Origin of the sequence: Aphanizomenon sp. CS-733/32, from assembly GCF_028330045.1 — a bacterium.
Lineage (GTDB): Bacteria > Cyanobacteriota > Cyanobacteriia > Cyanobacteriales > Nostocaceae > Dolichospermum > Dolichospermum gracile.
Genome location: NZ_JAQMSE010000172.1, coordinates 26,246 through 39,514, shown reverse-complemented (window position 1 = coordinate 39,514; position 13,269 = coordinate 26,246). Strand labels below are relative to the sequence as shown.

Genomic DNA, 13,269 nt, shown 5'->3' with positions numbered 1-13,269 from the left:
TTTTATTGTGGTGTTTCCAAAGGACGACTATCGGGAATATGACTCACCGATTCCGTAGCCATTACTGTTTTGATTTCACTTCCGGGTATGGGTAAATTCAAATCTGGTCCTTTGCGAATAATACGGCTACCAAAATACATGGCTGAGACGAACAGCACACTATAAAGAAGAGTAATAACTGTGAGTGAAAATAACACCTCACCTGGTTCTAAATGAGAAGCTGCATCAGTAGTACGAATTTGCCCGTATACAGTCCAAGGTTGTCTTCCCACACAGCGAACAATCCAGCCTGATTCAATTGCTAAATAGCCTAAAGGTGCAGACAAAATCCAAGCTCGTAACAACCATTTTTGCTGAGTTATATTTTGATTACTCAGTTGACCTCTTAGCCATTGAATAATACTCCACAGCATTAATCCGACTAAGAAAAAGCCAATTCCTAGCATTAAGCGGAAAGAATAATAAATGAGGGGAATCATTGGTGGACGGTTTTCTGGTTTCCATTCTTTGAGTCCCAAAACAGGCTCAGAAAGTTTAGGTTTGAGTTCTAAAATGTAACTTAAACCATTGGGAATAGAAATTTCCCAATCATTTTTTTCCGCTTTGCCATTAGGAGATGCTAATATACTCCAATTTGCAGATTCTCCAGCGGGAATTGTTTCCCATTGTGCTTCCATTGCTGCTAGTTTGGTGGGTTGATAGTGATAAACTTGATCGCCACTAGCATGACCAATTAATACTTGTGCAGGGGCAACAAAAATGGCAATGGCTAAAACTATTTTTAAGGATTTGCTAAAAAATTCCTGCTGGCGATTATTAAGAATGTACCAAGCACTAATGCCGCCAATGACAAATAAAGAAGTCTCCAAAGTTGCCAAAAACATATGGAGAAAACTATTCACCATGAAAGGATTTAAAATGGCTTGGAAATAGTCATTAACAATAAACTTGCCATTCACCATTTCTCCACCACTAGGAGTCTGAAACCATGAATTAGCCACTAAAATCCAGAACGTGGAAAGATTCGCACCAAAGGCGACCAAAATAGTCGCTAAATAGTGAATTACTGGAGGTACTCGCTCCCAACCAAACATCATAATTCCTAAAAAAGAAGCCTCTAACATAAATGCCATTGAGCCTTCAAATCCCAGAATACTACCTAAAAAATCTCCCACTGCTTCGGATAATGGGGACCAGTTAGTCCCAAACTGAAAACCCATTGGTAAACCTGATGCAACTCCAATACCAAAGTTGAGTAAATACAGTTTTGACCAAAAACGAGCATGATGATAATAAGTAGGATTTTTGGTTTTTAACCATAGTCCTTCGACGACAATTAAGTAGATAGACATACCTGTAGTAAGGACAGGCCATATCATGTGAAAAATCGCTGTAAATGCAAATTGCATCCGCGATAATGCCACGGTGTTAGATAAAATTTCCATACTCTTGAAACGAGTTACGCAAAACCGCTAAATATGTATTTAGGATATACAGTAATTTTGTGTTTATCCGGTATTACTTCCAAAAGTTTTAACCTTTGAAATATTTGACAAATCGTCATTTGATTTCTTTTACCTTTTTTTGTAATCTGTCATCTATCCCCAGGAATTAACTGCCAAAATATAGCAATTTCCATGCCAGTGAGGTACAAGAAGTCAGAATTAAACGCAGATAAACGATGAAGCTGCAAAATTTGGGGTAAACGTTGAGCCTGATAAAATAGCCCAGCATTTGGGGATACCACGTGAGTTCGGAGTTCGGAGTTTCTCCTTCGGAGACGCTACGCGAACGGAGTTATGATTTTTTCAACGAGATTATAAGGGTTTTTAGCCTATTTTCTTATAAAAAAGGCTCGGGTGTTAGCCAAGCCTTAATATATACCAGGTGTTTACCATATATAGATACTTTAAACCTTAAATTACTCCTATTCATCTTCCTATCAGGTGTGTACAAATTCAATAAAATCTGATATGACGGATGTTTATCTGGTTTTTGAGCCAGCGATCGCTGGCTCGAAAATTGCCGAAAATTTGATCAGGTAGGCCAAAAGACCTACCTTACAGCTATTCTTTCAAAATAGTCTTGGATGCCATTCTTGTCTTTTTGCGATCGCTTTCCGATAACTCTTCACCGGTTTGTAAGCGAGTTGCCGAAACTTGTAACACAGTTGCTGCACAGGTATCACCGATTTGTAAGGCGGTATTAGCAGCAGTTTGTAACATTGTAGCAGCGCCAAGGCGATCGCCTAGTTCTAATTTTGCCTCAGCCAATTGAGTTTGCCGATATTTAGCCAAAAGCAGAATCGAGTTTAGCACCTGGGAATTGAGAGCAGGTTCATAACTCTTGGTAAAATTGGCATATATTGGCACTAAGGGAGAAAGCAAACCCTCTTTATTCAAAGATGGGTCATCATAGCGAATTTGGATATGACCAATGACTTGTTTCCCTTCCGGTAATTGTCCCAGATAAATATTCGCTAAAACAACCCTTTCGCTATCCTTCATCAAGTCCCCTAACCGCACTATTAAAGTCCCATTAGCATCGGTTTCGACTGGTAATTCAATGGTATCTGGCGCAACTTGGGCAACGGGTTTGAGTTCCGCCAGACGGACAGCCGGGACTAAAGATAGAAGTAAATGGGCATTTGTTAATCCCACCGACTGTACTCGCCGAAATAGCCGCGCAAATTGAGTTACAGCTTGCTCTGGGTTCTCGATATAGGCTAGAGTCCCACCCCCAGCATCAGCAATCTTTTCCAATAAATCTGGATTCCAGTCATCACCAAAACCCAGAGTGTTAATTGTTAGGCTGAGTTTGGCGGCTTTTTTGGCAAGTTGCAAACAACGTTTATTGTCATTTGGTCCAATTTGCCACTTCCAAATCTGTAACCCGTTATCCCCATGACCATCTGTGAGTAAGAAGGCTTGGGAAACCGCCCCTTTTGTGCCTTTGAGTAGTTCTGTAATCCCCAAGGATAAACCTTCGGCAATGACAGTCCCGCCAGCAGCCTTTAGCTTGGCTCTTAACTGGGTTTTGATGGTTTCAACATCTTGGATGATTTGGTTGGGGATAATGACTCCAGACGTGCCAGCAAAACCGACGATGGAAATCCTGTCACCAGCTTTTAATTGATCCAATAATTGCTCAACTGCTTGAATGACGATATTCATGGGTTCACCAGACATAGAACCACTTTGATCGAGAATCAAACAGAGATTCAAGGGTAAACTTTGTTCAAATTCAGCCGGAATGGCGGAAATAGAAATTGAGAGTTGACGTTGATTGCTTTGTTGGGCAGCATCAACGTTGGTATCATTTAGAGCCGATGTGAGTTGAACTTTCATTGAGGGGAAGCATCTTGCAAAACAGTTTTTGAGACAATTCTGGTTTTTTTGCGATCGCTTTCTGATAACTCTTCCCCAGCTTGTAAGCGGGTGGCGGAAACTTGCAATACCGTTGCCGCACTAGCATCTCCCATTTGCAGCGCAGTTTTGGCCGCAGTTTGTAACATCGTTGCTGCACCAGCCCGATCACCCTGCTGTAATTTCGTTTCGGCTAACTGGGTTTGGCGATATTTGGCTAAAGCTAGAACCGACCGTTGTACCTGGGGATTTGGTGCTGGTTGGTATTCCCTGGTGACATGAGCATAAATTGGTAGATTGGGGGAGTATAGCCCGATTTGGTTATGGGCGGGGTCATCGTAGCGGACTTGAACATTAGCGATCGCCTGTTTACCTTCTGGCAACTGTCCCACATAAATATTAACTAAAACTACCCGTTCCCCGTCTTTCATTAAATCGCCCAATCTCACCACCAAGCGCCCATCGCTTTCGGGTTGTACTGGTAACTCAATGGTATCTGGAGACACTTGGGCAATGGGTTTGAGTTCTGCCAGTCGGACATTAGGCATTAAAGATAATAATAGTTGAGCATTGGTCAACCCCACTGTTTGCATTCGACTAAACAACCGCCCAAATTCCGATACAGCCTGATCTGGGTGTTGAATATAAGACATTGTACCCATACCAGCATCAGCGATTTTTTCTAAAACCTTATCATTCCAATTGTCACCAAATCCCAATGTATTTAGAGTTAAATTATAGCTGGCGGCTAATTGGGCAAATTTCCAACAGCGATCGTTATCACCATGTTCATTTTCCCCATCAGTCAGTAAAAATGCTTGGGAAACTGTATCATGCTTACCCTTGGCTAACTCTTCAATTCCTAAGCGTAAACCCTCATCAATGGCAGTTCCCCCATCAGCTTTGAGTTGTTTAATTTGCTTTTTAATCTGGTCTCGATCTGTAATTAACTGATTGGGGACTAAAACCTTGGCCCGGTGGTCAAAAACAACTACACTGAGGCGATCTTCAGGACTCAGACGATCTACTAACAAACAAGCGGCATTTTTCACGGTTTCTAGGGATTTTCCCATCATTGAACCGCTATGATCGAGAATCAAGCATAAGTTCAATGGCACATTCCGATCTATTGTTTCACCACCAGCAGAAACGGAAACTACTAATTGACGTTGAGTGCTAGTTTGATTTGCATCTATACCAGTATCATTGAGCGCTAGTTGTAAATTAATCTTCATAATTTCAATTTCCTATCTAGTTTAGACAGATACAATTTTATAGATAACTTCAAACCGCATCCTCTATACTACGGAAAATAAAAAATAAGTTAATTTAGGAGTCACAGGCGGAGAATCACTGGAATAAAAGTCTTAACTTTCCCTAAAACAGAGACTGAAATATGAACAAATAAACATGAAAATTGATATAATTTAATTATTCAAAAAGTAATTTTTTAGGGTTTCTACTAAAGTAAAAGGAGATTTTTTAGGAAAGGAGTTTAATTTAATTCCTGTTTCTTCAGATGCTTTTAAACGAGCTTTTTCATAACAATCTGCAAATATTTCTATAAATAGAGGTTGCAAACTAGGACTATCTTCTAATAATAATTCAATACAAATACGTTGCTCTGTAATCGTACTGCGCCAGCTTTCACTACGTTTTTCAGGTTGATATTGCCATTTTAGTAAGTGCATTAATAGCACAATTAAACGGCTCTTTAACTCCCGTTTTTCACTTTTTCCCATGCTTTCAATTTCTTCTATCAGATTTTCTAAATCAATTTCTGCAAATTTCCCTGCTTTTAATTGTTTAGATATGGTTTCTATCCACAGATAAAAATCTTGGTCGTAAAGATTATCATTGGTAATGACTGTTGGTTGATGTGTTGTCATAATGATTTCTAACCTCCTGCAATAATCTTATCAGTAAATCATTCTACTGTTTCTCTTTCTTCATAATTCACTCTATTCATAAAATTATGCCATTCTAAATCTTTGAGTTCTTGATTTTGGGCAATTTCGATTGTTTGATTAACAGCTTCAAATGTTACTGTTACTTCTAATTCTGTTTCTTTCATCTCCAGAGGGATATCTAAATGAAGCATCCCATCTTTACCTAGGTAAGAACGAATCTTGATACTTTGCATATTTTTATTATCTGCTATTTTATTTAATATATCAAATCATCAGTCTTTTTCCAAATCTTTATGTGAATTTTTCATGGAGCGTTTATGTAAAACTGTATGAAATAACTACTGCTAAAAATAGCATTCCCAGTCTCCGACTGGGAACGAGGGATAAATAGAGAGTAGAAACCCCACACCCCTGGGCGGGGAAACTTTTGACAAATTAAATTGGTGTTACCCAATATTTAATTCCTTGGACAATTTTTGGTTGTAATCCAAATTTGGGTAAATCATCTTCACTCCAGCCTAAATAAGTCCAATGGGGAAGATCACTAACTACAGTTTGAAACCAGCCATTTTCATTTAAAGCCTGTCTTTGGGCTGATGTTGATACTTGTAAATCAATTGCTAATCCCCACAGATGTTGTGATGTGCCAGGGGGGGCAACTAAGCCAAGAATTTTTGTTTCTTTTCCGGCTTTTACTTGTGTTAATGTTTCGCTATTTGCGTATTTGTTCCAAAATCTTAAATTGGTGGCAAAATTGCGAAGACAATCTCCAGCGTAACCTGATTTTAAAGGAATGGTTGCTAAATTTTTGGCTTGATTTAAGGCGGTGGCGGCTGTTTTTTGTAAATAACATTCTTGTGTGTCATTTACTAAAGCTATATTGATTGTGTCTTGAAAAGATTGGGTTGCTGATTCGTTATCTAAAATCACTTTTTTTGGTAAGTTAATTCCTGGCTTTTGATTAATAAATACTGTCCCATAAGCACGCAGTAAAGTATATTCAAAAGTGTCAACTTCGGGAATTGTGAGGATTTTGTTGGCGATTACTGCTAAGAAACGCTGTTGATCATCTAATTGCTGATTGGGAATAAATTGTGTATTTACAGATGTTGTTGGGCTATGACAAGGTATGTCGGAGTTAGTTATACAGTCTGCCGTGATTTGAGGGGTTTGTGTTGGCTGACTTTGGGAAATTTTGTGAATAGAGACTAAGCTAACACTAACAAAAATAATTATAGTCACAAATGCTGCTATTTTCAGAACTAGTTTCATGAAAATATTACTTATTTTGAAAATTCCGGTTTCATCATATCGCAAAGTCTCGTCATTTTTTTGTATTATTAGGTTAATTACTTTTGTGTTTAATCATTTTTATCAAGATAATGACTTTTAAAAACTCTCGCATTCAAACCTTAGTTATTTATGGCATACTAGGAGCGATCGCCCTGGTGATGCTATTTCCATTATTATGGTTGGTCAGTACAGCCTTAAAATCACCAACGGAAAATATCTGGCAGTCACCACCCCAATTACTACCCAATCAACCAACATTAGAAAACTTCTCCAGAGTTTGGCAATCTCTACCTTTTGGAACTTATTTATACAATAGTATATTAGTATCAGGATTAACAGTTGGTTTAAATTTGTTATTTTGTTCCTTAGCGGCTTACCCCTTGGCTAGACTATCATTTGTGGGCAGAAATGGGATTTTTATTGCCATTGTGTCCACAATTATGATTCCCTTCCAAATTGTCATGATTCCTTTATATATTTTAACAGTGCAACTAGGATTGCGAAATAGTTACTTAGGTATAATTTTTCCGAGTTTAGCATCTGCTTTTGGTATATTTTTACTCCGACAAGCCTTGATAAGTGTGCCAAAAGAAATTGAGGAAGCGGCTCGCTTAGATGGTAGTTCTGAGTTAGGATTATGGTGGTGCGTAATGCTACCTGCCATTCGCCCAGCCTTAATTACTTTGGCTATCTTTGTCTTTATTGGTGCTTGGAGTGACTTCTTGTGGCCTTTAATTGTCATTCAGGATGAAAGTTTGTATACTCTACCATTGGGGGTAGCTAAGTTAGCGGGAACATTTTCCTTAGATTGGCGGTTAGTGGCTGCTGGTTCAGTAATTTCTATTACTCCAGTGTTAGTATTATTTTTGTTTTTACAAAAATACATTGTCCCTACTGATACGGGGAGTGGAGTCAAGGGTTAAAAATGCAGATAAAAAAATCATCAAGCTTCTGAACCCCGGCTATGGTAATCCTGGGAATATGCAAAAGCTATCTTCAACAATTCTACCTCCTGACTCCTAGCATTTAGAAAAATGATCAATTCTCCATTACAGTTATTAGTTTTAAGCAATGGTCATGGGGAAGATATGATTGCTGTGCGGATTATTCAGGCTTTACAACAATTATCTTCTCCACCGGATATTTTTGCTTTACCAATAGTGGGTGAAGGACGTGCTTATCAAAAAATAGATATTCCTCTGATTGGTAAAGTGCGAACTATGCCTTCTGGTGGTTTTATTTATATGGATAGCCGTGAATTAATGCGTGATATTGGCGGGGGGTTGGTGCAGTTGACTCTTAATCAAATTCAATCTATCCGCCGTTGGGTAAGTTCACAAACTAAGTTAGGTAATCACAAGGCTGTTCTTGCTGTGGGGGATATTGTTCCTTTGCTGTTGGCAGCAATGAGTGGTGCTGATTATGCTTTTGTGGGGACGGCTAAATCAGAATACTATGTGCGTGACACAATGGGATTGTTAGCCAGGAAATCAAAGTCCGCATGGTGGGAAAATTTTTCTGGTTCGATTTACCATCCTTGGGAAAGGTGGTTGATGAGTCGTGGTCGTTGTCGGGCGGTGTTTCCTAGAGATTCTCTGACTACGGAAATTCTCAAAAAATGGTCAATTCCCGCTGTAGATGTGGGGAATCCCATGATGGATGGGTTACAGACAAGTTTGACCTCACAACAGTTCTATCGTCCTGATGCTGAACTCGAAGAGATGATTCGTCCTTTGATTGTGACTCTTTTGCCCGGTTCTCGTGCGCCGGAAGCTTACAATAATTGGGAAGTCATTATGATTGCTGTATCAGCGCTGATGGCTAGTTTACGACGACCAGATTCTTTGTTTGGGGCTGGGGGGACGATGATTTTTCTAGGGGCGATCGCTCCTGGTTTAGATTGTAGTATTTTATCACAAAGTTTACATATCCAAGGTTGGCGACGCTGTGATCAATCTCCTTTACCAATTTCTGACCCCGACAGTTTGACTTTTCAACAAAAAAATTCTTACTTCATCTTGACCCAACAAGCCTATAATCATTGCTTGTATTTAGGTGATGTGGCGATCGCTATGGCTGGAACAGCAACGGAACAATTCATCGGTTTGGGAAAACCTGCGATCGCTATCCCTGGTCATGGTCCTCAATATAACCCCGGTTTTGCAGAAGCCCAAAGTCGGCTTTTAGGTATATCTCTTACCCTCGTCAATCAACCATCACAAGTTCTCCCAGCCATCCAATCTCTCCTTAAAAATCCTGACATCCTCCATGCGATCGCTGAAAATGGCATTCAACGCATGGGACGTGCGGGTGCAGCACAACGGATTGCAGAATGTTTACAAGAAAGGCTAATGGGTAATGGGTAATTTTCTTATCTCTTATCCATACTCCTGACTGGGTGCAACCCCTGCGCCCCTACCTCATGACTCCTTCCTTAAACCACCAAACCGGAACGTAAAGCCCGAACTGCTGCTTGGGTACGATCATCAGCACAGAGTTTATTTAAAATATTGCGAACATGAGTTTTGACAGTACCTACTGTAATATATAACTTCTCCGCAATTTGTCCATTGCTGCAACCAGCCACAATTAATGCTAAAATTTCCAACTCCCGTTGGGTGAGGGGGTAAGTTTCTAAAACCTGTTCATATTCTGTTTCTAGGGCTTCAATTTTCACCGTTTTCGGCTTATCCAAGGATTGATGATCACCGGGGACACCTTGGCGCATTTTCCGTAATACTATATTAGCGATCGCCGGATCAATCCAAGAGTTACCATGAAAAGTTGCTTGTACAGCCTCAATAAATTTATTAACACTTGTATCCTTCATATAATAGGAATCCGCCCCGGCGGCAAAGGCTGCCAAAACCACATTCTCTGAATTATTCATCGTCAAAATCAATATTTTGGTCTGCGATTGTCCTGTTTCCGTTTGATAACGTCTAAACTTGCGCGTCAATTCAATCCCATCCATATCGGGTAAACCGATATCTATCACAGCCACATCCGGTTTAGTTGTTTCTAAAAGTTTTAGTCCCAAATTCGCACTAGCCGCCTCACCCACCACCTTAAAACCGCCATGCAACTGCAATTCAGTTTTGAGTCCCATGCGCGTTAAATCATGATCTTCAATTAATAAAATGCTAATATCACTCATTATTACACCCATGATCATCAGATTACTTCTGAAATATTACAAATTGTATCTAATTTATCCATTCCTCAGCATATATGATCCGTGAACCAATGAACATCTATCAGTAGGAATAATAAATAATTGATTTTTGAATTTCCGTAGCTGTAAAAATCTAACTAAAGATATATAGATATTCCTCCCAAAACAAATGAAATTATTGAGACCAATCAGAAAAATTACAGTTATGGTATTATCAGCGGTTGGCAGGTAACATATAATGCATCGTTACAGAATATGTGAGTATTACTAGTATTATACTATGCTATCAGACACACAAAAAACTTCCAACGCTGGTATCTAGGTTAAAAACGTATTTATATGCGTGATACAGATAATTTTAACCAATATTTAGATGAAAACACTGAAGCTAATGGTACATAATGTTTCCATGCAACTCTCACTAATGGGTGAGGACAGTTAATGAGCTACTAATTTACAATGTTTTTAATTAGATAAAGTATTTCTTTTACCTGGAAATAAATTTGCTCATTCACCAGAAGATCATGTTCATTATTTGTATAATCTAGAAACTGTAAAAACAGAAATGCTGAATATAAATTTGTATTTGACAGCCGAAAGAAAAGCCGATGGAAGAGAATCTGAAGATATTAGTTATAGACGATAATCAGACTGATCCCTCAATAGTAAGTCTAGCTCTGACCCAAACAGGTATTAGCATGGAAATTGATGAAGTCAAAGATGGGAATCATGCCTTGTTTGTCCTCATCAATAATCACTATGATTGCGTATTTCTTGACTATTTGCAAAATCAAGATAGTTTCACATTAATCCGTAAATTACAATCTTCAGGGATTAAAGTTCCATTAGTCATCCTCATGGATTCAGCAAGTGAAGAAATAGGTAGAGAGTTGATAAAATTAGGTGCTAGTGAGTATTTTGTTAAGTCTAGACTATCGCCAGAAACCATAGCTCAAATTTTACGCAGTGCCATGCGTATACATCATGCCGAAATGCGGCTAGATTTAGTAAATCAACAGCTTAAAGAAAGTCGTGAACAGCTAGTTTCACAGCAAAGAGAATTAACAGCACAACAGCAACAGATTAAACAACAAAACTTGAAACTTTTAGAAATATCTAGCTTAAAATCAGTATTTTTAGCCACCATATCCCATGAACTAAGAACTCCCATGAATGCAATTATTGGGTTTTCGCAAATTCTCCTACGTCCCAAATTTGGTCAGTTGACAAATAAACAACTAGACATGGTAGAGAAAATTCTCAAAAATGGCAAAAATTTACTGATCAAAATTAATGAAGTCCTGGATTTTTCTCAACTAGAATCTGGGAAATTAGAACTAAAGCCAGAAATATTAGATTTATCCAAAGTTGTGAGTAATGCGGTTACAAAAATTCGTCCCTTAGCTGAAGCTAAAAATTTATCTTTACTAGTTAAAATAGACCTAGAAAATACATTAGTATTTAATGATGCAGTTCGATTACAGCAAATCGTCATCAATTTACTTTCCAATGCTGTAAAATTTACAGAGTCTGGAAATATTTGGGTAGAAATCCGAGACATAACTCAAAATCAAGTTATAATAACAGTGAAAGATACAGGAATTGGTATTGCTTCTCAAGATTTTCAAAATATTTTTGCAGCATTTCACCAAGTTGATCAGGGTATTGGCCGTAAATATTCTGGTACGGGGTTGGGTTTAGCTATTATTGATTCATTGGTAGACATTATGGGAGGAAAAATAGATATCGAAAGTCAGTTAGGGGTAGGTTCAATATTTGAAATAAAATTACCACGAAAAATAAATTTAGCCCCAGATTTAGGTAGTGTGGTTTTCAGTTCTCATGAAAATAGTTTTCATTCCGTATATTATCCTCATTTAAAATTGTAGATTATCAACAACTTAAATATGTCTAATTTGAAAAAAGCCAGAATTTTGTCCGTTGATGATGTCCCAGATAATCTGACTTTATTGCGAACAATCTTAGAAATTGAAGGCTATGAAATTGATGGAGCGACAGATGGTAAAATGGCTTTAGAAAAAGTTATAAAGTCGCTACCAGATTTGATTATCTTAGATGTGATGATGCCAGAAATAAGCGGTTATGAAGTTACACAACAGATTCGCAATAATTCGGAAATAAACTATATTCCGATTCTACTACTAACAGCCCATCCTGAATCCAGCGTAGTTGAAGGTTTAGATATTGGTGCTGATGATTTTCTTCGCAAACCCTTTGAGATTGAAGAATTATTAGCCAGAGTGCGATCGCTCCTAAGATTAAAGTACAGTATTGACGAACAACGAAAAATGACCCTCCAGCGAGAAGACTTTGTTTCTCGTCTTACCCATGATTTACGTACTCCCCTAATAGCTGCTAATCGAGTGCTGAATTTATTTCTGCAAGAAGTCTTTGGAGAAATTCCTTCAGAAATGAAACAACCCATTAGTATCATGATTCGCAGCAATCAAAATCTCCTAGAAATGGTGAATACATTACTAGAAGTTTACCGCTTTGAAGCTGGACAAAAAAATCTTTACTTTGAATCATGCAACTTAATCACAATTGCTACCGAAGTCATCAGTGAATTAAATTTTTTAGCACTGGAGAAAAACTTAACTTTAAAATTAGATACCCATGAATTAACTTCAACAGGCAATGATGGTGGCATAGTTAAAGGCGATCGCTTAGAATTAAGACGAGTATTCCATAACTTAATTGGTAATGCCATCAAATTCACAGATACAGGCAGTATAGAAATCCGCATTTTTGAAACCTTATCCCCAGCTAATCATTGCAGCAGTACCATCATCATCGAAGTTCAAGACACAGGTTATGGGATTGCACCAGAAGATCAAGAAACTATTTTTGAGCGCTTTCGTCAGGGTAAAAATAAAAGATCAGGCAGTGGTTTAGGACTACATCTTTGCAGCCGCATTATTGAAGCACACGGAGGTAAAATAGAACTTTCCTCAGAAATCTGTAAAGGCAGCATATTCAGAGTCAAACTCCCTAAAATCACCCCATGATTATTAATGAATCTGTGGCACTTCTAAAACGGAGCATAGCTCAAATTTCCTCCCTAGAAAACGGTAGATAATTGCAGCTAACTCCTCAATCATATAAGGTTTAACGATGTAATCATCAAAACCAGCTTCAAGCATCCGTTTATTATATTCAGCATCAGTTAAAACCGTCATAGCCACCACAGGAATATGACAAGTTAACGATTCTTGCTTAAGATACCGAATAAAATCTAGTCCATTCATCCCAGGTAAAAAAATATTCAATAAAATTAAATCAGGTTGATGTTCCTTAGCCATAAATACTGTTGTTGAACTTTCTTTTTGACAAATAGACTGGCAACCAAGTAACTCAAGAGTATAACTCATCAACAGTAAACTATCATCATGATTTTCTACCACTAAAATCAAAGGCTGTTGATGTTGTTGCCGTTTCTCGTCACTCATGAATGAATGCGCTAGATACATCTCGTCTCCAGAGTCGTTAATGGGGAGTAGTCATC

General features: G+C 38.2%; 12 protein-coding genes. 4 read left to right on the top strand and 8 right to left on the bottom strand.

The window, feature by feature from the left end; all coding sequences use genetic code 11:
- Positions 1 to 2 precede the first annotated feature (2 nt).
- The 6 genes from PN471_RS13715 to PN471_RS13690 form a co-directional block, all read right to left on the bottom strand.
- Complete coding sequence (locus PN471_RS13715; protein WP_271777323.1) at positions 3 to 1,445, bottom strand: cytochrome ubiquinol oxidase subunit I; 1,443 nt, start codon at positions 1,443 to 1,445, stop codon at positions 3 to 5.
- Positions 1,446 to 2,066: 621 nt separating this feature from the next.
- Positions 2,067 to 3,347, bottom strand: a complete 1,281-nt coding sequence (locus PN471_RS13710) for a vWA domain-containing protein (protein ID WP_271777322.1) — start codon at positions 3,345 to 3,347, stop codon at positions 2,067 to 2,069.
- On the bottom strand, positions 3,344 to 4,600 hold the full coding sequence (locus PN471_RS13705; RefSeq protein ID WP_271777321.1) for a vWA domain-containing protein: 1,257 nt from the start codon (positions 4,598 to 4,600) through the stop codon (positions 3,344 to 3,346). Before PN471_RS13705 ends, PN471_RS13710 begins: the two co-directional genes overlap by 4 nt.
- Positions 4,601 to 4,792: 192 nt before the next feature.
- Complete coding sequence (locus PN471_RS13700) at positions 4,793 to 5,254, bottom strand: DUF29 domain-containing protein (RefSeq protein ID WP_271777320.1); 462 nt, start codon at positions 5,252 to 5,254, stop codon at positions 4,793 to 4,795.
- Positions 5,255 to 5,292: 38 nt separating this feature from the next.
- The gene (locus PN471_RS13695; RefSeq protein WP_271777319.1) at positions 5,293 to 5,508 is read right to left on the bottom strand and encodes a hypothetical protein; all 216 of its coding nucleotides are present in this window, start codon (positions 5,506 to 5,508) and stop codon (positions 5,293 to 5,295) included.
- A 202-nt stretch (positions 5,509 to 5,710) separates the two neighbouring features.
- Positions 5,711 to 6,547 carry a D-alanyl-D-alanine carboxypeptidase family protein gene (locus PN471_RS13690; RefSeq protein WP_271777318.1) on the bottom strand — a complete coding sequence of 279 codons (837 nt, stop codon included), beginning with the start codon at positions 6,545 to 6,547 and terminating at the stop codon, positions 5,711 to 5,713.
- Positions 6,548 to 6,657: 110 nt separating this feature from the next.
- On the opposite strand from PN471_RS13690, the gene PN471_RS13685 reads away from it, so the two are divergent.
- On the top strand, positions 6,658 to 7,491 hold the full coding sequence (locus PN471_RS13685; RefSeq protein ID WP_271777317.1) for a carbohydrate ABC transporter permease: 834 nt from the start codon (positions 6,658 to 6,660) through the stop codon (positions 7,489 to 7,491).
- A gap of 111 nt (positions 7,492 to 7,602) precedes the next feature.
- Positions 7,603 to 8,934: a lipid-A-disaccharide synthase-related protein gene (locus PN471_RS13680; RefSeq protein ID WP_271777316.1), complete on the top strand. Its 1,332-nt coding sequence runs from the start codon at positions 7,603 to 7,605 to the stop codon at positions 8,932 to 8,934.
- 68 nt (positions 8,935 to 9,002) lie between these two features.
- Here the strand turns inward: PN471_RS13680 and PN471_RS13675 are convergent, their stop codons facing one another.
- Positions 9,003 to 9,725, bottom strand: coding sequence for a response regulator (locus tag PN471_RS13675; protein WP_193892226.1), 723 nt, complete (start codon positions 9,723 to 9,725; stop codon positions 9,003 to 9,005).
- A 626-nt stretch (positions 9,726 to 10,351) separates the two neighbouring features.
- Between PN471_RS13675 and PN471_RS13670 the strand changes: the two genes are divergently transcribed.
- Together PN471_RS13670 and PN471_RS13665 are read left to right on the top strand one after the other, a co-directional pair.
- Complete coding sequence (locus PN471_RS13670) at positions 10,352 to 11,632, top strand: ATP-binding response regulator (protein ID WP_271777315.1); 1,281 nt, start codon at positions 10,352 to 10,354, stop codon at positions 11,630 to 11,632.
- 18 nt (positions 11,633 to 11,650) lie between these two features.
- Positions 11,651 to 12,772: a hybrid sensor histidine kinase/response regulator gene (locus PN471_RS13665; RefSeq protein ID WP_271777314.1), complete on the top strand. Its 1,122-nt coding sequence runs from the start codon at positions 11,651 to 11,653 to the stop codon at positions 12,770 to 12,772.
- A gap of 3 nt (positions 12,773 to 12,775) precedes the next feature.
- Here PN471_RS13665 and PN471_RS13660 read toward each other — a convergent pair whose 3' ends face one another.
- Positions 12,776 to 13,234 (bottom strand): response regulator, encoded by a 459-nt coding sequence (locus PN471_RS13660; protein ID WP_271777313.1) that lies wholly within the window; start codon positions 13,232 to 13,234, stop codon positions 12,776 to 12,778.
- Between the last annotated feature and the right edge of the window lie 35 nt (positions 13,235 to 13,269).